Here is a 25,178-nt window from a genome sequence, read left to right as displayed (position 1 = left end):
TCCGGGGGCGGTGGTCCGAGCCGGAATCCGCGTCGACGCCGTCTAGGTCGTGGCCAGCATGCCTTCCCCGAGGAAGGAGCCGGGCCCCGGCACGCCGGGCAGAGCGAAGAAATAGCCGCCGCCGATCGGGCGGATGTACTCTTCGAGCCCCTCGCCGGACAGACGGTTCTGCACGGTGATGAATCCGGCGGCGAGGTCGGCCTGGTAGCAGACGAACAGCAGGCCCATGTCGAGCTGGCCGGCGGCGGTCAGCCCGCGGGAATAGTTGTAGCTGCGGCGCAGGATCAGGCTGCCCTCGGTGCCCGGCAGGCGCGGATTGGCGAGACGGATATGGGCCGCGAGCGAGATCGCCTCGCCGTCCGGGTCGGCGGCGTAGTCGGGGACGTCGCGCTCGTGTCCCTGCCGGAGCGGCGCGCCGCTGCCCTTGTGCCGCCCGATGATGGCCTCCTGCTCGCCGAGCGGCGTGCGGTCCCAGCGCTCAACGAGGGTGCGGATGATCCGCACGACCTGGTAGCTTCCGCCCGTCGTCCAGGCCGGCTCGTCCTGCCCCGCTCCGACCCAGACGTAACGGTCCATCATCCGGAGGTCCCGCACGTCGAGGTTGGCGGTGCCGTCCTTGAAGCCGAGCATGTTGCGCACGGTGTCGGCCCCCATGGTCTTCACCACGTGGGGCGGGAGGAAGCCCTCCATCTTCCAGCGTGGCGTGAGGAGGCCGGGCGTCGCCTTGATGACGTCGCGCAGGGCGTGGATGTTGGTCTCGGCGGTGTTCGAGCAGAACTGGATCAGCAGGTCGCCGTGGCACTGCGCCGGGTCGAGGGCGTCGTTGGGGAAGCGCTCCATCGGCCCGAGATGGCGCGGGCGGGCGCGACCCAGGCCGAACCGGTAGTCGAACAGGCTCGCGCCGACCGAGACGGTGGCGGTGAGATTGTCCGGGAGGATGGTCGGCCCGAGGATGCCGGAATTGCGCGGCGGGAGCTGCGGGTGAAGATCGGGCACGGCACCGCCGCGCGTCAGGAAGGCGAGGCGCTCGGTGAGCGTCCGGAACAGGTGGGGCAGCTCGCCGCGCCGCTCGGCCAGCACGTCGAAGGCGACGTACAGGGCGGCGGCCGGCTGCGGGGTGACGATCCCGGCCTGGTGGGGGCCGTAGAAGGGCTGGGCGACGAGCGTCCCTTCCGTGGCGATGGTCGGCGTGGCGTCCTCGGCCCGGGCCGGGTTGACGAGCGCGGCGGCTCCGAGTCCGCCGAGAAGCTGGCGGCGGGTGGTGACCGGTGACGGGAAACGCATCATCGCTCGGCAAGGTCTGTGTGTGTTGCCCCCTGTAGCCTCGAACAAAGGCCACAGGGCGGCACCTCGACAATGATATCAGTCTAGACCCAACCGGCCACGCAGCGTCGACAGATCTTCAGCCAGAAGGGTGATGGGCCCCTTCAGGGCGTTGCGGTCCCGGGCGGTGAGGTTGTCGTAGCTCTGGAAGCCGCCGTCCGGACTGCGGTAGCGCGCGAGCAGGTCCTCGACCCGCTTGTAGCTGCGCTCGACCCGGGCCACGAAGTCCCGGTCCGTCAGCAGCGGCCGCAGGAGCGTGAACACCACCTTCGAGCCCTCGATATTGGCCTGGAAGTCCCACAGGTCGGTGCGGCTGTAGCGCTCCTCCTCGCCGCTGATCTTGGTGGCGGCGATCCCCTCGATCAGGGCCGAGGCCGCCCCGACCGCCCGGGCGGGCGGGATGGCGAGCGCCGCGAGTCGGTCGCGCAGGGTTACGGTCTCGGCGGTGAGCCGCTCCGCGACCTCGCCGAGCCCCTCCGTGGTGCCGAGGGTGAACAGCGCCATCTCCAGCCGATGGAAGCCGACGAAGGCGGGATCGCGCTCGCGCAGCTCGAACTCGTCGCTGCGCACGTCGAGACGCTTGATCAGCTCGGGAAACAGGGCCGCCACCGGCTCGATACGCTCGTAGGGCGCGCGCGCCGGGGCGTAGAGCCGGCGCGCCTCCGCGAGCTGCCCGGCCTGGATCGCCGCGACGAAGCGCGCGGTCTCGCGCACGAAGGCGTCGGCCTGGGCCACGACGTAGGTCCTGTAGGCCGCGAGGGCCGCGGCCAGCTCCGGCGGCACCGGCCGGGACGGCCGGGCGGGACGCGGGCTGTCCGGCATGTCGAGGGACCAGCCCGGGCGGGGATCGCCGACGCCGATCAGCGTCGCCAGAGCGAGGGCCGCGATGCGGGATCGGTCCCGGGCGAGGCTTGGAGACGCGGGCATGGGCGGCGGCGCATCGTGACACGGGGCGCGGCCCGAGCCGGCCGCATCGACCGGCTAATCGAGGCCTCACCGGCGGGCAACTACCGACCGCGGCGGCGGTTCGCGGCGGGCCCTGGTCGACCGGCCTTCCGGCGGCCTCGCGGAGCATGATCGCGGCGCGCTCAGACGAGGAGCGGGATCACGATCGCGAGCAGGACATTCCCGCCGACGAGCAGGATCAAAGGAAGCGTCTCCACGCCGGTCAGCCCAGGCAGGACCGGGCGCGGATCCCGGCCATCGCGGGCTTGACCGGGCAGGCGGGCGCGTCCGCGGCGTAGCTCCGGGTGCCGGCCGGCTGCCCGGTGACGGCCTGCGAGAGCGCCGGCAGGTAGGTCGTGCCGACCATGATGCCGGCCGAGAGCAGGAGGCGGGCGATGACGTCGAGCATGGTGTTTCCCCTCATTCGGCCTTCGAGGACCGTTGTGCGGGGCGGTATCTACGCAAGCGGTGCTGCGGGAATATTGCGTCCCGTGTTGCTTCAGCGCTCTCGGGAAGTCATCGCGCCGATGGCACAATAACGGACTGTGTCGTCGCGGAATCAGCGATGGATCGGGGAGCGGGACGGGTGACGGGGCGCGGGACACGGTGCGCGGCGCGATGATCCGCGGGTTGGGGAGGTCCGGGATCGCGCGCCGCGTCCTCGTGGTCGGCGCGATCCCGATTCTCGTCGCGGCCGCCATCGCGCTGGGCGCCTGGATCCTGCTCTACGAGGCCGAGCGGGCCCGGACCGGCGCCGTGGTGGCGACGGAGACCGCACAGACGCTGACGTCGATGAACCGGGCGCGGGCGGATGCCGTCAGCGGCGGCACCGCGCGGCGGGACGAGGCCGAGCGACGCTTCGACGAGCGGGCCGCCACGGCGGCCGGGCAGCTCGAACGTCTGGAGGGTCTCGCGCGCACGCGCGGCCAGTCGGCTCTCGTGGCGACCGTCACGGGCGATCTGAACTCGCAGGTGACGCGCATGCGCTCGCTTTTGCTCTCCGAGCGGACGGCGAACGCGACGATCGCCGATATGGCCCGGCGGGCGGACGCCCTGGTGGCGCTGACCGACGTCGCGCGCCGGCGCCAGCAGCAGGACAACGCTCAGCTGATCGCCGTCCTGGCCGTCAAGGATGCCGAGCTGGAGCGGAACCAGGGCGTCGTCACGGCCCTCCGGGAGCTCCGGGAGGCGATCAGCACCGCGGAGCTGAACCGGGCGCGCATCGGTCGCCCGGTCTTCCCGATCGAGTTCGATGAGCTCGCCGCCGACCTGCGGCAGCTCGATGCGGTGGGCGACCGGCTGCGCCGCGTCCTGCGGGTCGACGGCGAGGCGGGGGCGGCGGACCGGGCGACAGAGCTCCTGAAGGCGTACCGCGACCGGAGCCGGACCGAGGACGGCCTCAACAGGGTGCTCTCCGAGGGCTTCGAGCTGACCCGCGCGACCCAGGCCGGCCGCGTCCTGGTCGAGTGGTGCGACCAGCTCGTCCAAGTGAACGTCACCCGGCAGAACCGGCTGTACGAGGAGGTCGCGCTCCTGATCCGTCACTCGGTCCTCTCGAACGAGGCCGAGCTCTCCGCCCAGGACATCGCCCTCACGGCCCTGCGCCTGGCCCGGCGGACGGATGCGGCCCTGGCGCGCCGGGATACTGCGGAAGCGTCGCGGGTGCTGGAGGCGGGCGCGGAGCTGTCGGGCACGTCCCGGACGCTGCTCATCCCGGTGAGCATCCGGGACGAGATGGCGGAGGCGATCGACGGGTGGCGCACGCAGCTCGCCGCGACGATCGAGAAGATCGGCGAGCAGAACGAGACCATCGCCGACATGGACAGCCGCGCCGCCACGATGAGCGCCAACGCGCAGACCCTGAGCCGGGCCTTCATCGACGATGCCGACCAGTTCGGCAGCGTGATCCGGCAGTTGCTGGTCGTGGGGGCGGTCGGCGCCCTGTGCCTGGGGATCGGCGCCGCCGCCGCGGTGGCGCGCTCGATCACCCGGCCGCTGCACGCGCTCCAGCACAGCATCGTCACCGCCGCCGCCGCGCCCGCCCCCGAGGATATCGGCCGCGACAGTCACCTGCTCACCCGACGCGACGAACTCGGCGACATCGCCAGGGCGACCAACGCGTTCCTGGAGCAGATCCGCCGCCGCGAGGCGGACCGGCGCAACGCCTCCCAGCGCGCCGACGACGCGCTCACGACCCTGCGGCAGGCCCAGGAGGACCTGATCCGCGCCGAGCGGCTCGCCTCGCTCGGGCAGCTCGTGGCGGGCGTCTCGCACGAGATCAGCACCCCGCTCGGCATCGCCCTGACCACGGCGACGCAGGTCCAGTCCGACTCGGCGGCGTTCGCGCGCATGGTCGGGGACAACCAGCTCTCCCGGTCGCGGCTGACCCAGTATGCCGGGCGGATGCGGGAGGGCGCGCAGCTCCTGACCAGCAACCTGATGCGCGCGGCCGATCTCCTCTACAGCTTCAAGCAGGTGGCCGCCGATCAGGCCATCGAGGACCGCCGCCCGCTGAACCTCGCGGACTGGATCGACGAGCTCCTGAAGAGCCTGCGCGCCCTGGCACGGCCGGGCCGCCACGTCTTCGAGGTCGACTGCCCGCCCGATCTCGTCGTCGACACCCTGCCGGGGATCCTGGCGCAGGTCGTCTCGAACGCCGTCAAGAACGCGATCGAGCACGGCTTCCAGGATCGGGAGGGCGGCCGCATCACCATCACGGGGATCCGGTCCGGGGACGGCATCGGCCTCTCCATCGCCGATGACGGGCGCGGCATCGACGGGGCCGACCTCGGCCGCGTGTTCGACCCGTTCTTCACGACGGCCCGCGCCCGCGGCGGCACGGGCCTGGGCCTGCACATCGTCCACAACCTCGTGGTGAACCGCCTCCAGGGGCGGGTCGAACTGCAGAGCAGCGCGGGTGCCGGCACGGTGCTGCGGCTGTGGCTCCCGGAGCGGCTGGCATGAGCGGCGCGACGCAACCCATCCGGCGCGGCGTCGGCCGCTCGAGGCTGCCGAGCACCGGCCTGCTCATGCCGCTGCTCGTCGGGCTACTCGTCGGGCTGCCCGCCGCGCTGCGCCCGCTGCCCGCCGCGGCCCTCACCGAGATCCAGTTCTGGCACGCCCTGGACGGGCCGAACGGCGAGCTGGTGACCCGCCTCGCCGAGACCTTCAACGCCTCGCAGCCGGACTACCGGGTCGTGCCGGTCTACAAGGGCTCCTACGCCGAGACGATCAGCAGCGGCATCACGGCCTACCGCACCGGCGCGGCGCCGCACCTACTGCAGGTCTTCGAGGTCGGCAACGGCACCATGGCGGCCGCCGTCGGCGCCGTCAGGTCCGTCGCCACCGTGATGCGGGAGGCCGGGCTCTCGGTGACGCCCGAGGACTTCCTGCCGGTCGTCGCCACCAATTATCGGGATGCCGAGGGCGGGATGCTGTCGCTCCCCTTCAACGTCTCCTCGACGGTGATGTGGATCAACCGCGACCGGTTCCGTCTGGCGGGACTCGACGCCAAGCAGCCCCCGGTGACCTGGCCCGAGGTCTTCGAGGCCGCGCGGCGGCTCAAGGCGGCGGACGGCAAACGGTGCGCCCTGTCCTCCGCTTGGCCGACCTGGGTGCATCTCGAGCAGCTGTCCGTCTGGCACGACCGGCCGCTCGCGACCCGCTCCAACGGCCTGGACGGCTACGATGCCGAACTCGTCTTCAACGGCCCGCTCCAGGTCCGCCACCTGCAGAACCTCGTCGACCTGAAGCGCGCGGGCGTGTTCGAGTACAACGACCGCGTCAATCGCGGCGAGAGCCGGTTCGTCTCGGGCGACTGCGCGATCTTCCTCACCTCGTCCAGCCTGTACGGCAAGGTCGCCACCGCCGCCCGGTTCGACTGGACGGTCGTGCCCATGCCCTTCTATCCCGACGTCGTGCCGGAGCCGCAGAACGCGATCCTGGGCGGCGGCTCGCTCTACGTGATGCAGGGCAAGACGCCGGACGAGTACCGCGGCGTCGCCCGGTTCCTGGCCTTCCTGATGGACGGGCGGCAGCAGGCCGCGATGTACCGGAACACCGGCTACATCCCCACCACGCGCGCCGCCTACGACGACGCGGTGGCGGAGGGCTTCTTCGAGCGGCACCCGCAGCTCCACGTCGCCGTGCAGGAACTCACCCGGCGGCCGCCGACGCGCAACACCGCCGGTCTGCGCCTGGGCAACATGCTGCAGATCCGGGACATCTGGGCCGAGGAGCTGGAGGCGGCGCTCGACGGCGCGAAGGCGCCGCAGCAGGCCCTCGACGACGCCGTGGCGCGGGGCAATCAGGTGCTGCGGGTCTTCCAGCAGCGGACCAAGAAGTGAGCGTGGCCGGTCGGTCGGCCCACCCCGTCATCGCGAGCGCCGCGAAGCGACCCAGGGATGCGCGCCGTTAGTGGACGTGGCGCTGCTGGATTGCTTCGCTCCGCTCGCGAGGACGGCGCTGTCGTTGCCGTCAGCGCGGGTCGCGGAACCGTACCGTCTCGAACAGGTGGCGGCCGAGGGGATCCATCGTCAGGCCGAGCACGTCGTCGCGGAGCGCCAGATGCACCTTGGTGTGGGCCAGGGGCACCCAGGGCATCGCGCGCCGGGCGATGGCCTGAGCCTGCCGGTACAGAGCCTGGCGCGCCTCCCGGTCGCCAGTGCGGCGGGCGGCCTCGACCAGCCGGTCGTAGGCCGGGTCGCACCAGCGGGCGAGGTTGGCGCCGCCGGTCTGGGCGGCCTTGCAGCCGAGCAGGACGTTCAGGAAGTTGTCCGGGTCGCCGTTGTCGCTCGTCCAGCCGTAGAGCATCAGCGTGGGCTCTCCGCCGTACAGGGCGGCGCGGTACGCGTTCCAGGGACGCGTGACCGGGCGCGCGCGGATGCCCACCTGTGCGAGGTCGGCCTGGATCATGTCGGCGACGCGCCGGCCGTTCGGGTTGTAGGGTCGGCTGACTGGCGGATACCACAGGTCAACGTCGAAGCCGTCGGCGAGCCCGGCCTCGGCCAGCAGGCGCAGCGCCTCGCCGCGGTCGAAGGGGGTGTCCGGCAGGTCCGCGTCGTGGGCCCAGATCCCGGGCGGCAGCGGCCCCTGCGCCAGGATCCCGGCATCGCCGTAGACGCCCGCCACGATCGCCCGCCGGTCGATGGCGAGGTTGACCGCGCGCCGCACCCGGACGTCGCCGAAGGGCGCGCGGGTCGTGTTGAGGGCGAGATAGGCGACGTTCAGCTCGGCCAGCGCGAGCAGCGTCAGGCCCGGCTCCGCCCGGATCGCGTCGAGGTCGCCGGTCGCCGGGAACGCCATAGCGTGGCACTCGCCGGCCCGCAGCTTGTTCAGCCGGACCGCCGCGTTCGGCGTGATCGCGAAGACGAGACCGTCGGGGCGCTCGCCCGGCTGGTTCCCGTCCGCGGCGCGGCGCCAGTAATCCGGGAAGGCGCGGTAGCGGAGGACCTGATCCGGCCGGTACCCCTCGAAGACGAACGGGCCCGTCCCGACGGGCGCCCGGGCGAGGTCGTCCGACGCGTTGCCGGCCGCGAGGGCGGCCGCGTACTCGGCGGACAGGATGGCGCCGAAGGCCTGCGCGATGTTGGCGAGGAAGGTGGTGTCGGCCTCGCGCAGCCGGAAGCGGACGTGGCGCGGATCCTGGGCGTCGACGGCCTCGATCAGGTCGGCGAGGCCGAGATCGTGGAAGTAGGTGAAGCCCTGCGCGGCGCCGTCGGGCCCGGAGCGCCGCTGCCGGGTGAACGAGAACACCACGTCGTCGGCGTTCAGAACGCGCGTGGGGGTGAAGCGCGCGTTGGCGTGGAAGCGGACGCCGTCCCGCAGAGCGAAGACGTAGGTCCGGCCGTCTTCCGAGACCGTCCAGGATTCGGCGAGGGCCGGGCGGATCGTCGTGGTGCCGGGCACGAACTCCACGAGCGTATTGTAGACCTGCCACGCGGCGTTCATCGTGGTGGTGGTCGTGGCGCGGGCGGGATCGAAGGTTTCCGGGCTGCCTTCCGAGCAGAACACGAAGGTGCGCGCCGATGCCGGGCCGTGCCCCAGGAGCAGCGCCGAGATGAAGGCGGCCGCCAGGGCGCGCTGCCCGGCGCGGTATGCCGCGGCCGGCCTCACGGCGTCCGGATCGCGCCGGTCCGCGGCCGCGCGGCCGCTCCGGCACCCTGGGCGGGAAAGTCGACCTGCACGACGGTCCCCTGGCCGGGCTCGCTGCTGACCGCGATGCGGCCGCCGAGCTTGGCGGTCACGAGATTGTGGACGATGTGCATGCCGAGCCCCGTGCTGCCGGCGCTGCGGGCCGTCGTGAAGAACGGGTCGAAGATCCGGTCGAGGTGCTCCGGCGGGATGCCCTGACCGGTGTCCCGGACCTCCATCCGCACGAGGCCGCCCTCCCGTTCCGACACGTGCACGGTGATCCGTCCCGGCTCGCCCGCCCGGAACCCGTGCACGACCGCGTTCGCGATGAGGTTGGTCACGATCTGCGCGAGCACGCCGGGATTGGTGTCGATGACGAGGTCCGCGGGGCAGGCGCGCTCCACCGTATGGCCGCCCTTGCGCAGCATCGGCCTGAGGCTCGCCAGCAGGTCGTCGAGCCAGGTCGCCAGCACGACGCTGCGGCTCTCGTCGCTGACGCGGTCCACCGCGACCTGCTTGAAGCCCTGGACCAGGTCGGCGGCCCGGGTGAGATTCGTGCAGAGCAGGGTGGCGCCCTCCTCGACCCGGTCGACGAAGTGGTTCAGCCGGGACCGCGACAGCGTGCCGGCGGACAGGCCGGTGCGGAAGGTCCGCGCCTCGTCGCTCATGAGCGTCCCGGTGGTGAGCGCGATGCCCAGCGGCGTGTTGATCTCGTGGGCGACCCCGGCCACGAGCTGCCCGAGGGAGGCGAGCTTCTCGGCCCGGACGAGGTTGTCCTGGGTCCGGCGCAGCTCGACCAGGGCGACGTCCGCCTGATCCTTGGCCCGGCGCAGCGCGCCTTCCCGGCGGGTGATCTCGGAGACGAACACCGCGGTGGCGCGGGCGATGTCGCCGAGCTCGTCCCGGCGCGCCGTGCCCCGCACGGCCGCCCCCGCCGGGTTACCGGTCAGCATGACCATGTCGCCCTGGAGGGCGCGCAGCGGCACCAAGATCGAGCGGGCGACGAGGATCACGACCAGCGCGCCGAACAGCAGGAGCCCGGCCGCGCCGGCGAGCAGGATCCGCTGGATGACGATGCCGGACCGGTCGGCGTCCTCCACGAAGGCGTCGTTGAGCGCCTTGGCGCTGTCGATCATCGTCGCGGCGAGCCCGTCCATCGCGACGATCATGGCGTTCTGCTGCCGCAGGCCCCCGATGGTGGTGGTGAGGCGCCCGCGCCACCCGTCGAGGGCCTGGACCATCTCGGCCTGGATCAGCGGCGAGATCGGCAGCGAGGCGGCGCTTCGGGCGAGGCGCTCGCCCTCGTCGCGCATCCGCTCGGCGAGGGCCGCGTCCCGGTGCAGGAGGGCGCCCGCGGTGCGCGGCCCCAGCTTGAGGGTGCCGATCGCGACGTTCTGGGTGGCGCGCTCGATCTCGTTGGCCTCCACGGAATAGGCCAGCAGCTGCGCCACCTCGTCGTGCAGGCTCTCCTGGCCGGACGTCTCGATCTTCAAGGTGCGCTCGATCCAGGCGTCGAGCTTCGCGCGGAGGTCCGGCTTCGACCCCGCCGTCTCGGTGGTGAGCGCGTCGAGGGCCTCCGCGTCGGCGTCCCGGCCGTCGGCCCGCAGCGCCGCCGCGAGGTCGCGGCTGGCGGCGCGGAAGAGGCCCTGCGCGCGCGGGCCGTCGCCCTCCGAGACCGCCGCTCCGGCGGGGCCGGCCGCGGGGGCCTCGCTCCGGGCCGCGGCCTGGGCGGCGAGCACGGCGCTCTCTGCGCTGCGGGCTCTCAGGGCGTTGAGGCGGGCCACGAGGCCCCGGGCGACCCGCAGCGCCTCGACCTTCTCGGCCGTCGAGCGCGCGAGGTCGGCGTTCGAGGCCTGCTGCCGCAGGCGCGCCCGGTCGGTGAGGTCGATCAGGGTGTCGGCCCGCTGCGTCATCTCGCGGATCAGGCCGTCATTCTCCCGGGTCCGGCGGACGAAGGCGTCCATCTCGCCCCGGTAGCCGGCCAGCGCCCGCTCTACCGAGGCGGTCCGCGCGCGCTGCTCGTCGATGCGGGCGAAGCCGGCGAGCCGGCCGAGGCCGGCCTCGGCCCGTGCCGTCAGGCTGGCGAAGCGCTCGGCGTAGGCGGGCCGGTCCTGCGCGTCCGCGGCGGCGTACTGGTCGCGGACCAGGCGGGCGGTGGCGATGTCGTGGTACACGTCGGCGGCCAGGACCGCGCCGCGCCGGGCGCGCTCCTCCTGCGCCAGGAGGAGCCAGCCGGCCATGGCGATCGCGCCGGCGGCGAGGATCGGCACGCCACCGACCAGGGCGATCTTGGGTCCAACCCGCATCCGCGTCCCGACATAGGGGTCCGGCAGCAACTTAAGGCCGTGCCGGAGAGCGGTGCAATCGGGCGGCGTTCCGGCGACCGGATCACCCGGTGTCCGCGCGCAGTCTTCGGTCGCTGCCGCCCGCCCCGTCATCGCGCGCGCAGCGAAGCGACCCAGGGCTGCGCGCGTCCGGCCGATATGGCGCCGCCGGGTCGCTTCGCTGCGCGCGCAGAGACGGCGTCGAAGCCATCCGCCACGAGCGGTCTCAGCGATGTCGGGATCGGGGCGGCCGCGGGTCCGGGCCGGCCAGCACGGCATCCTGCGCGTCACGCGCGCGATCGCGCGGCGCCGGCACGCCGAACCGCTCGGCGCAGGTCGGCAGGCGCCGCGGAGCGCGTTCTCCGCCGTGCAGCATGCGGCGCAGCGCACCGAGCAGGTCGGGATCTTCGTCGGCACCGGGGTCGTCGCTGAAGTGCGGCATGGCGGTTCGCGCCCCTCACCGACGGCCGGGCGCGGCGTCGACCGCGATGAGCCGGACGCGACGGCCCGCCGGGTCGCCGACCGGGCCGGCACCCGCGCAGGCGCCGGGCGGGTACGGCCAGGCCGCCCCGCCACAGGCGGCGCCGTCACGGGCCGCCGCGGAGGCTTTTGCGCCCCCGCTGGCCTGCATCGGCACCGTGCTGGCCGCTTGGGTCCAGCCGACGAGCGCCAGGACGCAGAGCGTGCCGAAAGCCGCGGCCGACGAGGTACCGATCACGTGTCGCATGGCCCGTCCTCCGGGCACCTCCGGCCCTCGGTCCTGCCACGCTGATAGGGACGCTCCGTACCGCGGATATTGCTTCCAGCCCGATCTGGAGCGTGAATTGTTGCGTCACCCCATCACGACGCAACATTGATCCGGGTCGCATCAGTCTCCCTCGGGGCGGAATATGTATCCGAGGCCCCGCACGGTGCGGATGTAGCGCGGATTGCCGGGGTCCGGCTCGACCTTCTTGCGGATGCGGTTGATCCGTACGTCGATGGCGCGGTCGAACGCGTCCGGGTCGCGGGCGTCCGCGAGGTCGAGCAGGCGCTCGCGCGAGAGCGCCCGCCGCGGATTGTCGGCGAACGCCTTCAGCAGGTCGAATTCCGAGCGGGTGAGCGCCTGCTCCAGACCGGCATCGTCACTGAGGCGCAGGGCGTCGAGCTCCAGCCATTTCGTGCCGAACCGGATGCGGCGCCCGCTCACGGGAACCGGGGCCGGCGCGGCGGTCGGCGTCTGCACGCGGCGCAGGACCGAGCGCACGCGGGCGACCAGCTCGCGCAACTCGCAGGGCTTGGGCAAGTAATCGTCGGCCCCGAGCTCCAGCCCGACCACGCGGTCGATCGCGCTCGCCGTGGCGGTGAGCATGATGATCGGGATCGCGGTCCGGGCCTTGAGGTCGCGCACGATGGAGAGCCCGTCCTCCTCGGGCATGTTCAGGTCGAGCACGATCAGGTCCGGGCTGTGGCCGGCGAGGTGCTCCCGCAAGGAGCGCCCGCCGTCGCACAGGACCACCGAGAACCCGTGGAGCTTCAGGTAATCCCCGACCATCTCGCGGGTCGCCGCCTCGTCGTCCACCACGGCGATCGACGGGATCGCCGCACCGCCGCGGGCGGCGCCGGGGGCGGGGCTGTCTGGTATGGTCATCGCAGCGGTGCGCACTTTCCGGGTTCGCTCTTGAACGAATGCAGGAATCGTATCGGCTCACGGTAGCGTGACAAGTTTTCAACACGATTTCTAGCGTAGTCGTCCGATTGCGAGCAGCATTTCAGGTCATAGCCATGGACGATGACACCCTCACGCTGATCCCTGACGACCTCGACGAGGCGCAGCCGACCGCGGGAGCCTGGGTGATCGCCGTGATCGACGACGATCCGGCCGTGCATGACGGCACGCGCTACGCGCTGGCGAGCTACACCCTCGACGGGCGCGGCCTGGAGATCCTCACCGCCCGTTCGGCCGCGGAGGCGCGGGTGCTGCTCGCCGAGCGCCGCGACGTGGCGGTGGTGCTGCTCGACGTGGTGATGGAGACCGACAATGCCGGGCTGGAGCTGGTGGACTACATCCGGCGCGAGCTCCGGCAGGAGACCGTGCGCATCATCCTGAGGACCGGCCAGCCCGGGCAGGCGCCGGAGCGGCGGATCATCGTCGACTACGACATCAACGACTACAAGGCGAAGACCGAGCTGACCGCCGACAAGCTGTTCACCAGCCTCACCGCGGCCCTGCGCGCCCATCAGCAGCTCAAGCGCCTCGACGAGACCCGGCGCGGGCTCGAGATCATCATCGACGCCGCGCCGATGCTCCTCGATCACAAGTCGATGCAGCGCTTGGCGGAGGGTGTCCTCACCCAGGTCGCCTCGCTCCTGAACGTCGCCTGCGCCGGCATCCTGGTCCTGCGCGAGACCGCCGCCCCGCAGGAGCGCTTCTGCGTTCTGGCCGGCTCCGGCTGTTACGGCCACTACGCCGGCCGCGAGCCGTGCTGGCCGCTGGAGGAGCGGGTGCAACCCCTCGTCGAACGCGCCTTTGCCGAGCGCCGGCACAGCTTCGGCGAGCACTGGTCGACCCTGTATCTGCACACGGCGAGCGGCAGCGAGATCGTCGCGCTGATCGAGGCCGACCGCCAGTTGTCCGAGACCGACCGGTCGCTCATCGCCCTGTTCACGAGCCGGCTGTCGATCGCCTTCGACAACGTCATCCTCTACGAGCGGCTGCAGCTGACCAACGCCGACCTCGAGCGGCGGGTCGTCGAGCGGACCGCCGAGCTGATCCGGGCGAATCGCCGGCTGGACCTGCAGCGCTCGGACCTGCGGCGCGCCAACAGCCTGAAGACCGAGATCCTCGGCACGATCGCGCACGATCTGAAGAACCCGCTGGCGGTCATTCTCGGCCGCGCCGAGATGCTGTCCGACCTGATCGACATGCAGGGCGACCGGGAGCAGATGCGGGCGCAGGTGCAGCACGTGCGCACCAGCGCCAAGGGGCTGACGACCATGATCGACAGCCTCATGGCCGACGCGATGAACGACGCCCTCGACATCAGCCTGCGCCGGGAACCGGTCGACCTCGCGGGCCTCGCCCGGGAGGTCTGCGAGGCCGACCGGCCGCTCGCCGACGCGAAGGACCAGACCCTGGTCTGCGAAGGCCCGGACGAGCTGTTCCTCTGCGGCGACGCCGAGCGCCTGCGCGAGGCCCTCGACAACCTCGTCTCGAACGCCATCAAGTACAGCCCGACGGGCGGGGCGATCACGGTCCGGGTCAGCCGCGAGCCGGGCCCGCGCGGCGCGGAACTGATCTGCGCCGTCGCCGACCACGGGCCCGGCCTCTCGCCGGAGGATTCGGCCCGGGTGTTCGGGCGGTTCCAGCGCCTGTCGGCCAAGCCCACCGGCGGCGAGAACTCGACCGGTCTCGGGCTCTCGATCGTCCGTCGGATCGCCGAGCTTCACGGCGGCCGCGCCACGGCGGAGAGCGCCGGTCCGGGGCTGGGGGCGGTCTTCGCGATCCGCTTCCCGGAAGAATCCGTCGGGCTGATCTGAGGGATCGCCGGGTCAGTCCGTGCCGCCACGCGAGACGTCGCGCAATCCGGCGGCAGAGGAGCTTGACCACGACGCCACTCCGAGCCGGCCGATCACCGGCCGCGACCGCGAGGGGACGGCCGATGGCGACGCGCAGGATGACGAAACCGCGTCCGGATCCGACCGGCTCGTCGCTTGGTCGATGATCGCGGGTCTCGCACCGGCTCTGATCCAGTACGCGCACGGCGTCGCCCTGCCCGCGCGCTTCGTCTGACCGGCAGGACGATCCCGGCTCCGATCGCGTCGCGAAGGACGCGCGATGCCGCCGGGGAGCCGCTCAAGGCCGCGACGGGCGCGCCTCTGCGTCACCGTCCCCCGGTGACCGGGTCCGGAGATAGGCGATGAGATCCCCCCGATCGAGGGGATCGGGAAGGCCGCGGAAGGTCATGCGCGTGCCGGGCGCCAACTTCGCCGGGGCGGCGAGCCAGAGGTCCATCCGCTCCGGTGTCCAGACGCCGCCCAGCGCCCGGAGCGCCCCGGTATAGCCGTAGCGCCGGCTGTTGCTGGCGACCGGCTTGCCGAGCACGCCGTAGAGTTCGGGTCCGTTCCGATCGCCCGCCCCCGGGCTGATCGTGTGGCAGGCGGCGCACTGACCGAACAGCCGCCCGCCGCGCTCCGCGTCGGCCACCCGCATGACGTCGTCGAACGTCGGGGTCTCGCCCAGCGCGCGGCGGCGCTCCCGTCCGTCGTCCGAGCAGGCTGAGGCGAGCAGTGCCAGCGCCAGTGCCGAGACGCGCGAGGGACGACGCGGAATCCGCGGGCGCGTCCGCCTGAGACACCGGAGCATCGCGTTCCCTTCGCGGTCAGAGGGGTCGGACCGGCATGGGCCGGTCGGCCGTTGGGGAGCGCGGCGCGCCGGGCACGATCCGGCCGACGACCGGGGCGGCGCGCGATCGGGCGGCGCAGCTTGGCCGAGCGCGCGAGGCTCGCGCCGCCTCTGCCGGCTCAGACAACGGTGGAGATCGCGCCGGGCGGATGCGCCAGCAGCGTCGCGAGCAGGCTGAGGCCGTACCGGAGCGTCTCGGCGTCCGGCGCCGCGCCCAGGGAGACGCGGATCGCTTCCGGGGCGGCCCCGACCGCGAAGGCGTCGCTCGGGACGACCGACACGCCGAGCTGGCGCGCGTGGGCGCCGAACTCGCCGCGACGCCAGGGATCGGGCAGCCGGAGCCACAGATGGTGCCCGCACGGATGCGCCCAGACGTCCAGGTCCCGGAGCGTCTCGCGCGCGACCGCCTGCCTGAGCTCGTTCTCCTGCCGGATCGCCGCGACGATGCCGTCGAGTTCGCCCTCGGCGATCCAGTGCGAGGCGAGCGCGGCCGTGAGGGGCGAGGCCATCATGTTGATGGCGCGCAGTTCGGCCGCCAGCCGCACCGCCTCGTTCGTTCCCGGGACCGCGACGTAGGCGATGCGCAGGCCGGGACTCGCGCATTTGGACAGCGTCGCGATGTGCCACGTGATGTCGCTCGCCTGAGACGCGATGGGAGCCGGCGCGTCGTGGGGCAAGGCGCCGTACGCGTCGTCCTCGATGATGGCGACGCCGTGCGTGCGGGCGATCTCGGCGATCCGCCGACGCCGGATTGCCGGCAGGGTCGCGGTGGTCGGGTTGTCGAGGGTCGGCACGAGGTACAGGGCCCGCGGCCGATCGGATCGGCACCGCTCGAGCAGGGCGTCCGGGTCGAGCCCCTCCGCGTCGCCGGCCACAGGCAGGAGGCGGACGCCGCGGCGCTCCGCGGCCATGCGCAGCCCGGGATAGGTGAGCGCCGGGACGCAGAGGGCGTCGCCCGGCTTCAGGACGGCGGCGAGCACGGCGGCGAGCACGACCTGGGCACCGCCGGCCACGAGGACGCGCTGCATCGGGAGCGCCCCGAGCCGTTGACCGAGCCAGTGGGCCGCCGCCGCCCGGTCGGCGAGGTTCCCGGCACTGTCCTGGTACTGCATCCGGGCCAGGAAGGTGGACGAACCGGCCAACCGCGACAGACCCGCGTCCAGGCGCTCCGCCAGCCGCGCCGCCTCCGGCTGGGGCGGCATGTTCATGCTGAAATCGACGCTGCCGGACGGATCGGGCCTGCGCATCTCCCCGGCCGGCGATCGGGACGCCCGGACGAAGCTGCCCCGGCCCGCGGTCGCGTCGATCAGGCCCGTTCGGCGCGCCTCGTTGAAGGCGCGCGTGACCGTCGTGAGATCGACGTTGAGGTGCTTCGCCAGGGCGCGCTGCGGCGGAAGGCGCGCTCCCGGCGAGAGCCGGCCGGCCCGGATGTCCTCGGCCAACGCCCGGACGATGGCGAGGTACTTGGGCCCCGTGTCGCCGGCGATTGTCGGGCTCCAGGATTCCATCATTGACCCCTGTAATCCCACCACTGTACGCATACATTGAGCATGCGGCCAGATCGCTCAGTGTTCGTAACCGGCCGCGATCCGCCGGAAACCTGTCGGATGGCTCATTTTCAACCGCGATTGTATGGCTTGATATGCCATACAATCGGCAGGCGCAAGGACGGTCGATCAGGGATCGGCGCCGGCCTGTTGCTCAGGACCGTCGATGATGCAGAGGACCACCGACCAATCGCTCATGTCCGTCGGCCTGCGCTGCCGCTGCCCGCGCTGCGGGACAGGACGCCTGTTCGACGGCTTCATCACCCTGCGGCCGCGCTGCGAGGCGTGCGGGCTGGACTACGGCTTCGCCGATCCGGCGGACGGGCCCGCCTTCTTCATCATGATGACGATGGCGTTCCCCGTCACCGCTTTCGGGATCTGGCTGGAACTCACCTACGATCCGCCGCTCTGGGTCCACGCCGTGGTGACGCTGCCGCTGCTCCTCCTGGCCTGCGTGCCGATCATCCGGCCGCTGAAGGGGCTCTTCATCGCCAGCCAGTACATCAACAAGGCCGAGGAGGGACGCCTCGCGGTCCCGAAGGCGCCGGTCTCCGGTCCGACGTCGCGGGACTGACCGCGTCGCCGGTGCGTGCGCGCCGCCGCGATGGTCAGGCGGCGGTCGCGGCACGTTGACCGGAAGTCGACCGCCGGGCTATCCTCGCGGAATCAAAGTATTCCGGGATATCTCGTGGGCAGAATGTTTCGCCTGATCGTCCCGGCGCCGGGGCTGCGCGACGATAGTGGGAAGCGTACACGGGCAGATTTGGCATCTCGGCGGATGCCGGTGATCGGGACGCGCGGCCGCGCAGGAAAGTCTTCGGTCCGGCGGCTCCTCACGTCACGGGACGGGCTCCGTGAGGCGCCCGCCGCCGGCTCGACGGCGCGGCGCGGGACGGCACCGCGACCGATCGCCCTGTCGCGGCGAGCGGGCCGAACCTGACGGGAGGGGGGTTATCGATACCGCCATCGCACGCCTGGAGCGCGCCATCGGCCGCGCGGCCCGCGGCCTCGTCGGGCGTCGCCACGTGGTGGAGCTGGTGCACCTCGCGCTGGTGGCGCGCGAGCATCTCCTGCTGATCGGACCGCCCGGCACCGGCAAGTCGGCCGCGGTGCGGGCCTGCGCCGCCGGGACCGGGGCGCGCTGCTTCGAGTACCTGATCGGACGCTTCACGGAACCGGCCGAACTGTTCGGCCCGCTGGACCTCGAAGCCCTGCGCGCGGGCAAGCTGCGGCCGGACATCTCCGGCATGCTGCCGGAGGCCGAGTTCGCCTTCCTCGATGAGGTCTTCCTCGGCTCGACCGCGATCCTGAACGCGCTTCTCGGCGTGCTGAACGAGCGCCGCTACCGCCGGGGGCATTTCGACACCGCCGTCCCGCTGCGCTGCTGCGTCGGCGCCAGCAACGCCCTGCCAGAGGATCCCGGTCTCGCGGCCTTCGCCGACCGCTTCCTCGTCACGGCCTTCGTCGATCCCCTGGCCGACACCGACCTGGAGGCCCTGCTCGCCGGCGACCCGGTCGCGTCCGTCGAACCCGGCGACGGGGAGGCGCCGCTGACGCTCGCGGAGATCGACGCCCTCGCCGAGGCCGCCGCGCGGGTCGACCTCGCGCCGGTCCGGCCCGCCTACGCGCAGGTGGTGCGCAAGCTGCGCGCCCGCGGCGTGCGGCTGAGCGACCGGCGCGTGGTGCGGGGCCAGTCGCTCGTCGCGGCGGCGGCGCTCATCGCGGGCCGGACGGCCGCGGAGGAGGCCGACCTGTGGCCGGTGATCCACCTCGTCCAGGACCGGATCGCGCAGGACGAGGCCCGCGACCTGCTGCGCGTCGAGCTCGGCGCCGTGGCGAGCCCCGTCCTGCCCGCGGCCGCCAAGGCGGCGGGCTACGGTCCGGCCGCCCGGGCCGCGGACCTCGCCAGGGAGGGGGACGCTCTGGCCGCCTCCGCCCCGGACGACCGCACCGCCCCCGCCTTCGAGGCCTGGCTGGTCCGCGCCGAATCCTTCCTCGTGCAGATCGACGCCGCCTTCGGGGCGGAGGAGCGCCCGCCGGCCCTCGCCGCGGCGCGGGACGCGCTGCTGACGCGCTGCCGGGCACCGGTCGCGGGCGTGACTCCGGCGTGATCCAGGATCCGGCGCGTCTTCCCCTGCGATTGATGCCGGCGGACGGCGGCTCGCCGGTGGGTCTGCGCCTCACCCGCAGCGACGCGGCCGGTCTCTTGGCGCGGATCGCCCCGCGGATCGGCCGCTACGCCACCCTGCGCCTGGCGCTGGCGGGCGGCGAGGCCGTCCTGTTCGCCCCCGACACGGGCTCGGGCCGGCCGGCGCTGCCCTGGTGCGCGACGCCGCTCGGGTGGCTGGCGGCCGACGGGCCGCTGCTCCTGCCCTTCGGGTGCCGCCTCGCCGTGCCGGCGCCCTGGCGCGCCGAGGTCGCGCGCCGCCTGCTCGACCGGCACGGTCTGGGCGGTCCGGCCCTGCTCGTCCCCGAGGGCGAAACCCTGCGCCTGCTCGACCTCGCCGGTTCGCGCGCCGTGCCGGACATCGATACCGGCCGCCTGGGAGAGGCGGCGTGAGCGCCGCGTCGACCGGTCCGCGGACGACCCTTCCGCCGGCGCTCGCACCGTGGACGGCGCTCTTCTCCGACATGGCGGAACCGGATCTGCGGATCCTCGCGGCGCTGGTCGAGGCGCTGCGGCCCCTCGTCGAGCGGGCCGACGGTGCGGGCGGGCAACCGCAGGGCGAGATCGACGGGCTGGGGTGCCTCGGAACCCGCGGCGGGATCGAGCGCCTCGTCGCGTCGGAGTGGCTCTGGCGCGACCTCGATCCGGACGCCTTCCTGCAGCGCGCGGCCGAGCGCGACCTGCTGACCCTGGAGTCGGTCTACCGTCAGGCGGCGGATGCGGGCGCCGTGCTAGTCGTGGTCGATGCCGGGCCGGAACTCCTCGGCGCCCCCCGCCTCGTGGCCTTCGCGGCGCTGCTCTGCCTGGCCGGCCTCGCCCGGCGGCGCGGCGCGCGCCTGCTCTGGGCCTCGACCGCCACGCCGGAGCGGCGCTGGCTCGGCGCGTTGAAGCGGTCCGACGCCGCGATCCTTCTCCGTGAGAGTGCCGCCACATCCCTCGACGCGGTCGAACTCGAACGGGTCGTGGCCGAGCCGGTCGCGACCCGCGCGGCCGGGCGGCCCGGCGCCAGCCTCTGGCTCATCGGCGGGTCCGACCTGCCCGAAGCGGCGCGACCGTGCCGGCGGATCACCATCGAGGAGCGGCCGCGTCTCGGGCCGGACGGCCTCGCCGTGGCCGCCGACGTCACCGTGCTCGACGCCACCGGCCCTGTCGCCGCCGCGCGCCTCGACCTCCCGCCGGAGCGCGAGGCGGTGACGCTGTTGCGCGACCCGTTCTGGCCCCGTCCGGCTCCCGGACGCCCACCACCCCGGCGGTCCGCGCCCGACCGGAGCGCGGCGCCTCCGGACTGGGCGCCCCGCGGGCTGGCCTTCGCGCCCTGCGGCGAGCACCTCCTGGTGGCGCGGCCCGACGGCATCCTCATCGTCCCCGTCACCGGCACCTCCGGCGCGCTGCGCCTGCCGGTCGCACCCCACGAGCGCCTCGTGGGGCTCGCCGTCGGCCGGTCGCGGATCCGGGCCGCGTGCCTCAACGTCTACGCCGACGACGCGCGCCTGACGCTCCGCAGCTGGACCTTCGACCGCTCGGGCGCCGCTGCGACGCTCGACCGGCGGATCCCGCGGGACCATCCCCTGGTGTGCCGGCGCCTGCCGAAGGCGGTTCTGCCGCCCCTCGGGATGCTGAAACGCTGCAACCGGTCCTGGCTCCTGGCGGCCGACGGCACGGCCTTCCTGGTCTCGGAGACGCGGCTGATCGACTACGCGCCGCTCGCGGGCGAGCTTCCCCTCGCGGTCACGCCCGCCGGTCTGCTGATGCGCGATCGCGCGGACGGGGTGATCGCGCGGCGGCCATCCGACGGGCAGGTCGTGGCGCGGTTCCCCGGCCGGGCCGGATCGCTGCGGCCGGGCGGCGGCCTCGCCCTCTGCGCGGTGCGCGGGCAGCCCACCCTGGGGATCGAGCAGGCGAGCGGGCACTGGCACGTGGTGAACGCCGCGGACGGAGCGGTCGCGCACCTCGAGCCGCAGGGCCGGATCATCGGCATCGTGCCCCCGTACGACGGCGTGCGCGCCCAGGCCGTCGGAAGCCTCCTCGCCCTCCATCTCGACCGCGACGAGACGGGATCGGCGCGCCTGACGTTCCGGACCCCGGACGGCGCGGCGGCGGGCGATCCCCTGACGCTTCCGGACGCGACCCTCGAGGCGGTGCGCGTCGCCGTCGATGCCGATGCCGTCCCGTGCATCGCGGCCGCGCGGTGCGACGCCGCGGGCTTCGTCGACGCGCTCGCCTTCGGCCAGCTCGACCGCGGATGGTCCCACCTGAGAGATCTCGGCGCGTTCGCGGAAACCGTCCCGTGCCTGGGCGCCTGAGGCCGCCGCCGGTCCCCGATGCCCGGGAGCCGCTCGCGGCCCTGCGCCCGCGCGGCTGGTTGCATGCCGGCACGATCCCCCTCGACGGGATCCTGATGGCGCGCGGCTCCGCGGGGCCGGACTGGCGCGCCCGGCTCCTTCCCTGGCTCGAGCACGCCGCGGAGGTGCGATCACGCGGCGATCGCGTGCTCGTGCTGTTCGCCGCGCCCGTCACGCGGGACTGCGCGGCCCTCGGACCGGTCCTGCCGGTCGTGCGCAGTGCCGGGATCCTGACCGCCGTACCCCTCGCCGAGCCGGAGCCGCCCGTCGCCGCGGCCCTGCGGGACCATGTCGTCCACATGACGGGGGGACGCCTCGCCGCCGAGCCGCTGGCGGCCTTCGCCAGTCTCGACATCGCCGGTTGGTGGGATCTCGACGCGATCGCGGTGCATCCGGCCGAACGCCTGCCGGTCCTGCGACCGGCGCCGCCGGCACGCCGCCTCGTCAGCGCCCCCGCCCTCGTCGCCGACGCGGACCCCCTCACGCCGGTCCGCGACGCCGCGACCCGGCGGCCGCGGCGCCGGACGAAGCACGTCCTCGGCGATCTCGTCACCCGCGGCCGGCACCTGATCGGCGGCGCGTTGGGGCTCCTCTGGACCGCCTACGTCGTCCTGCTGGCCTCCATCATGGTCGGCGCCATGGTGCTCGGCTTCGCCGAGAACGTCCGGACGACGGCGGAGCACGGGGCCGCCGCGGCCCACTGGGGCAGCCTCGCGCTGCCGGTGCTGGTCCTTCTCGTCCTCGCGTGGTTCGCGTTCCGGCGCCGCGGAGCGCGGGCCGCGCGTGAGGGCGCCGCGCCCTCGGCCAGCCCGCCCGCCGCGACCGGCACCGGGCGCACCCCCATCTGGCGCCGGGCGGCGGCGTGGCTCGCGTGGCGCTCGCCCTACGCGGCCCATCTTCGCCGCCTCTATGCCCGGCGGCTCACCAAGGTCGAGCGGCTGTTCGCGGCGGGGCGCGTCGACGAGGCCCTGTACCGGGCGATCGGTCTCGGCGGCGCGGCGCGGCGCGGGAGCGCCTTCGCCGACCTGCCCCTGACCGGGCCCGGGCTGCGCAGGAGCCTCGACCTCGATCTCGGGCCGCAGCGGGCGAACGGACTGAGCCTCGCGCCCGCGGACGAGATCCGGCTCGCGGCGCTCTACCGCGCGCAGGCCGTGGCGATGGCAGGACGCGGCGACACGGAACGCGCGGCCTTCGTGCTCGACAGCTTGGTCGGGAACCCGCACGAGGCGGTGCGCCTCCTCGCGGAATCCGGGCGCCTGGAGACCGCAGCCCGTCTGGCCGAGGCGCGCCGCCTCCCGCCCGCGACGACCGTCCCGCTCTGGTTCCGGGCGGGACAGACCGAGCGGGCCCTGGCGCTCGCCGCCCGCCACGAGGCCCACGCGGAGCTCTGGAAGGAACTCGGGGCCGACGATCCGTTCCGACCGGTCCTGGCCGAGGCCTGGGCCGCGCGCCTCGTCGGGATCGGCGCCCTGGATCGCGCCGCCGCGGTCACCTTCGGCCTGCCGGCTCTGGCCGAGCGGCGACTGGACTGGATCCGGCAAGCCCTCGACGCCGAGACGCCGGTGCCGGCCGCGCCGCTCGCCCGGGCCCTGCGCGCCCTGTCCTGGGAGGGACGGGACGGCGACCGGCTGCACGCCGCCTTCGCGAATCTGGTGGGCGCGACCGGGGTCGAGGCGGGGGGGCGCCGGAGCGCGGTGGCCGCGCTCCTGCTCGACGCGCAGTTCGAGGGCGGTCCGGAGCGGCCGCCGACGCCCGCCTTCGCGCTCCTCTGCCGCGGCCTCGCGCGCCGCCTCGCCGCGGATGACGGCATCCTCGGCCACGATGCGGAGCGCGCCCGGCTCGCCGGGCGCCTCGCGGAAGCCGGTGGACAGGTCGCCCTGCGCCAGCATCTCCGGCAGCTCAGGACGCGCTCCGCACCGGCTGCCTCCCGCGTGACCAGCCCGCTCGTCGTCCCGGACGGCCCGGCGCTCTCCGAGATCGCCGATGCCGCGCTCCTGTCGGGCGGGCGGCTGCTCCTGGGCTACCGTTCCGGTCTCGTGCGCCTCCTCGGCCGCGCCGGCCGCGAGCGCTGGCGGGGACAGGTGGATGGCCTGACGGGCTTCGCGCGTCTCGGCGCGGGCGACCGGGCCCTCGTTCTGCGCGAGACGCTCGAAGGCCCTGACGTCCAGCTCTTCGACGCCGGCACCGGACGGCTCCTGCCGCTCGGTCCCCTGCCGATCACGCACTGGCATGGTCAGGCGGACGAGACCGGCTGGCTCGTCTTCGATGGGGAGGCGCTCGTCCGGCTGGACACCGCCTCGCTCCTCGGTCGCGCGGGCGGCGCGCCCGGCTCCGACGGCGCCCTGGCGCACCATTGGCGCCTGCCCATGACCGAACCGGGCCGGCCGCTGCTGCTCGCTGCCTTCGCGGACGCGAGCGCCCTGATCTACGCCCGGCACGACGGCCTGATCGAGTGGTGGAGCCTGTCCTCCCGCACCCTTGCGGTGACGTGCCGGTTCTGGACGCCGCCCGATCGCGGCGTCGGCGTGCTCGGCCTGACCGAGGCCGTCGCGTGGTCCCTCGAGGGGACCGGCGTGCATCCGCACCTGCGGGCGCATCCCCACGCTTTCACGACGGCCTCCCGGGAGCAGGAGCGCGCGTTGATCGAGGCCGCCGCGCGCGCGGAGCCCGCGGATCCGCCGCGCCTCGTCGCGGCGGAGAACGGCCGCCTCTGGGCCGCGACCGCCACCGAGGAGGGGACGCTCTGGGCCAGCGTGCCCGGCGCGAACCGGATCCGCGGACCGGCCGTCCTGTGGCAGGGCAGCGGGAGCCTGCGCGCGCGCTTCGCTCCCGAGGGCGACGCCGCGGCCGTCTTCGACGAGCGCGGTCGCCTGATCGTGTTCGAGACCGTCACCGGACAGGTGACCCTGCGCCTGATCTGACCGGCCGGGCGCGCGCACAGCCTTGGGCACGCGACACCATCCGGGCTAGCTTCCCCGTCGGACGACGACGTCGCTGCCCCGGCGACCGGCAGGCTCACCCCGACGATCCCATGCGGCCCCGCACGCCTCCCCTCTCCACGCTCAGGCTCTTCGAAGCGGCCGGCCGCCATCTCAGCTTCGCCCGTGCGGCGTCCGAACTGAACCTGACGCCGAGCGCCGTGAGCCACGGGATCGTCGGCCTCGAGAAGGCGCTGGGCGTCAAGCTGTTCGTCCGGGAGCCGGGCCGGCTGGCGCTGACGCGCGAGGGGGCCGAGTACCTGACCTACGTGTCCGAGGCGCTGTCCCTCATCCTGATCGGCACGCGCCGCCTGCCCACGCCGCGGTCCGGCAGGACCCTGGCCATCAGTTGCGCACCGACCCTGGCGACGCGGTGGCTGCTGCCCCGGCTCCCGGCCTTTCGCAGCCGCCACCCGCAGATCGCGATCCGGATCGACACCTCCCACCGGCAGGTCGGCTTCCCGATCGACGGCTTCGACTTCGCCCTCCGTCTCGGCCGGGTTCCGACTCCGCGCCACCGCAGCGTCCGCCTGTTCGAGGATTGGCTGCTCCCCGTCTGCAGCCCGGCCCAGCGCGGGGCCGTCACCGGTCCGGACGGCGCCCTCGACCTCCGGCGCGCGACGACGATCCACGTCACCTCCGCGACCGAGGACTGGCAGGCCTGGAGCGACGCGTCGGGGGCGGTGGAGCTGGCCTCGGCCGACACCCTGCACGTCGACACGTTCGCGATGGCGCTCCAGGCCGCGGCCGCGGGCCTCGGCATCGCCCTCGGCCGGGGGGCGCTCATGGACCGCGAGCTGCGCGAGGGTACGCTCGTCGGGGTCGGCGCCGCCATCCCGGCGGCGACCTCCCACTGGCTCGTGAGCGCCGAGGGCGACGACGACCGGCAGGAGCCCGACCTGTTCCGGACCTGGCTGCTGGCAGAGGCGCGCCGGTTCGCGGCCGAGCAGAAGCGGCGCTTCCCGGCCGGCGCCGCCTGAGGGCCCGACGGGACCGGGACGGCGCGCCCCGCCCGTGAGCGGCGTTCACTGCCCGT

The 25,178-nt window shown here is 73.8% G+C and carries 20 protein-coding genes; 10 read left to right on the top strand and 10 right to left on the bottom strand.

Annotated elements, in window-relative coordinates:
- Positions 1–42: 42 nt before the first annotated feature.
- The 3 genes from efeB to BMY19_RS12595 form a co-directional block, all read right to left on the bottom strand.
- Positions 43–1,284 carry an iron uptake transporter deferrochelatase/peroxidase subunit gene (gene efeB / locus BMY19_RS12605; protein ID WP_100251943.1) on the bottom strand — a complete coding sequence of 414 codons (1,242 nt, stop codon included), beginning with the start codon at positions 1,282–1,284 and terminating at the stop codon, positions 43–45.
- Positions 1,285–1,362: 78 nt separating this feature from the next.
- Positions 1,363–2,250 carry an iron uptake system protein EfeO gene (gene efeO, locus BMY19_RS12600; protein WP_020093141.1) on the bottom strand — a complete coding sequence of 296 codons (888 nt, stop codon included), beginning with the start codon at positions 2,248–2,250 and terminating at the stop codon, positions 1,363–1,365.
- Positions 2,251–2,491: 241 nt separating this feature from the next.
- The gene (locus BMY19_RS12595) at positions 2,492–2,677 is read right to left on the bottom strand and encodes a hypothetical protein (RefSeq protein ID WP_020093140.1); all 186 of its coding nucleotides are present in this window, start codon (positions 2,675–2,677) and stop codon (positions 2,492–2,494) included.
- A gap of 209 nt (positions 2,678–2,886) precedes the next feature.
- On the opposite strand from BMY19_RS12595, the gene BMY19_RS12590 reads away from it, so the two are divergent.
- Both BMY19_RS12590 and ugpB read left to right on the top strand, forming a co-directional pair.
- A complete protein-coding gene (locus BMY19_RS12590) occupies positions 2,887–5,232 on the top strand; it encodes a sensor histidine kinase (RefSeq protein WP_100251942.1) in 2,346 nt (781 codons plus the stop codon).
- The gene (gene ugpB, locus BMY19_RS12585; protein WP_100251920.1) at positions 5,229–6,614 is read left to right on the top strand and encodes a sn-glycerol-3-phosphate ABC transporter substrate-binding protein UgpB; all 1,386 of its coding nucleotides are present in this window, start codon (positions 5,229–5,231) and stop codon (positions 6,612–6,614) included. The genes BMY19_RS12590 and ugpB overlap by 4 nt, the downstream gene beginning before the upstream one ends.
- Positions 6,615–6,744: 130 nt before the next feature.
- Here ugpB and BMY19_RS12580 read toward each other — a convergent pair whose 3' ends face one another.
- The 5 genes from BMY19_RS12580 to BMY19_RS12560 form a co-directional block, all read right to left on the bottom strand.
- Positions 6,745–8,382, bottom strand: coding sequence for an ABC transporter substrate-binding protein (locus tag BMY19_RS12580; protein ID WP_100251919.1), 1,638 nt, complete (start codon positions 8,380–8,382; stop codon positions 6,745–6,747).
- Positions 8,379–10,706: a sensor histidine kinase gene (locus BMY19_RS12575; protein WP_100251918.1), complete on the bottom strand. Its 2,328-nt coding sequence runs from the start codon at positions 10,704–10,706 to the stop codon at positions 8,379–8,381. Before BMY19_RS12575 ends, BMY19_RS12580 begins: the two co-directional genes overlap by 4 nt.
- Before the next feature lie 244 nt (positions 10,707–10,950).
- Entirely contained in the window at positions 10,951–11,166 is a 216-nt protein-coding gene (locus BMY19_RS12570) for a hypothetical protein (RefSeq protein WP_020093135.1), read from the bottom strand.
- A 15-nt stretch (positions 11,167–11,181) separates the two neighbouring features.
- A complete protein-coding gene (locus tag BMY19_RS12565; RefSeq protein WP_020093134.1) occupies positions 11,182–11,451 on the bottom strand; it encodes a hypothetical protein in 270 nt (89 codons plus the stop codon).
- A gap of 141 nt (positions 11,452–11,592) precedes the next feature.
- Positions 11,593–12,354, bottom strand: coding sequence for a response regulator (locus BMY19_RS12560; RefSeq protein ID WP_056533312.1), 762 nt, complete (start codon positions 12,352–12,354; stop codon positions 11,593–11,595).
- 134 nt (positions 12,355–12,488) lie between these two features.
- On the opposite strand from BMY19_RS12560, the gene BMY19_RS12555 reads away from it, so the two are divergent.
- Together BMY19_RS12555 and BMY19_RS30875 are read left to right on the top strand one after the other, a co-directional pair.
- Positions 12,489–14,243 (top strand): ATP-binding response regulator, encoded by a 1,755-nt coding sequence (locus BMY19_RS12555; RefSeq protein WP_020093132.1) that lies wholly within the window; start codon positions 12,489–12,491, stop codon positions 14,241–14,243.
- A gap of 19 nt (positions 14,244–14,262) precedes the next feature.
- Positions 14,263–14,496 carry a hypothetical protein gene (locus BMY19_RS30875; RefSeq protein ID WP_170862954.1) on the top strand — a complete coding sequence of 78 codons (234 nt, stop codon included), beginning with the start codon at positions 14,263–14,265 and terminating at the stop codon, positions 14,494–14,496.
- A gap of 63 nt (positions 14,497–14,559) precedes the next feature.
- Here the strand turns inward: BMY19_RS30875 and BMY19_RS12550 are convergent, their stop codons facing one another.
- Positions 14,560–15,069 carry a c-type cytochrome gene (locus BMY19_RS12550; RefSeq protein WP_100251917.1) on the bottom strand — a complete coding sequence of 170 codons (510 nt, stop codon included), beginning with the start codon at positions 15,067–15,069 and terminating at the stop codon, positions 14,560–14,562.
- A 158-nt stretch (positions 15,070–15,227) separates the two neighbouring features.
- Complete coding sequence (locus BMY19_RS12545) at positions 15,228–16,619, bottom strand: aminotransferase-like domain-containing protein (RefSeq protein WP_100251916.1); 1,392 nt, start codon at positions 16,617–16,619, stop codon at positions 15,228–15,230.
- Between the two features lie 205 nt (positions 16,620–16,824).
- Between BMY19_RS12545 and BMY19_RS12540 the strand changes: the two genes are divergently transcribed.
- The 6 genes from BMY19_RS12540 (at position 16,825) to BMY19_RS12510 (ending at position 25,122) form a co-directional block, all read left to right on the top strand.
- On the top strand, positions 16,825–17,229 hold the full coding sequence (locus BMY19_RS12540) for a DUF983 domain-containing protein (protein WP_085986796.1): 405 nt from the start codon (positions 16,825–16,827) through the stop codon (positions 17,227–17,229).
- A 280-nt stretch (positions 17,230–17,509) separates the two neighbouring features.
- Positions 17,510–18,766: an AAA family ATPase gene (locus BMY19_RS12530; protein WP_280141624.1), complete on the top strand. Its 1,257-nt coding sequence runs from the start codon at positions 17,510–17,512 to the stop codon at positions 18,764–18,766.
- The gene (locus BMY19_RS12525; RefSeq protein WP_139215632.1) at positions 18,763–19,215 is read left to right on the top strand and encodes a hypothetical protein; all 453 of its coding nucleotides are present in this window, start codon (positions 18,763–18,765) and stop codon (positions 19,213–19,215) included. Before BMY19_RS12530 ends, BMY19_RS12525 begins: the two co-directional genes overlap by 4 nt.
- Positions 19,212–21,125 (top strand): hypothetical protein, encoded by a 1,914-nt coding sequence (locus BMY19_RS12520; protein WP_100251914.1) that lies wholly within the window; start codon positions 19,212–19,214, stop codon positions 21,123–21,125. Before BMY19_RS12525 ends, BMY19_RS12520 begins: the two co-directional genes overlap by 4 nt.
- Positions 21,110–24,085 (top strand): hypothetical protein, encoded by a 2,976-nt coding sequence (locus tag BMY19_RS12515; protein ID WP_100251913.1) that lies wholly within the window; start codon positions 21,110–21,112, stop codon positions 24,083–24,085. The genes BMY19_RS12520 and BMY19_RS12515 overlap by 16 nt, the downstream gene beginning before the upstream one ends.
- A gap of 110 nt (positions 24,086–24,195) precedes the next feature.
- Entirely contained in the window at positions 24,196–25,122 is a 927-nt protein-coding gene (locus BMY19_RS12510) for a LysR substrate-binding domain-containing protein (protein WP_091680597.1), read from the top strand.
- Positions 25,123–25,178: the final 56 nt, after the last annotated feature.

The sequence above is a fragment of the Methylobacterium sp. UNC300MFChir4.1 genome (assembly GCF_900110155.1).
Classification (GTDB): domain Bacteria; phylum Pseudomonadota; class Alphaproteobacteria; order Rhizobiales; family Beijerinckiaceae; genus Methylobacterium.
The sequence above is the reverse complement of the archived record's forward strand: the minus strand, read 5'-3'. Positions and strand labels throughout refer to the sequence as shown.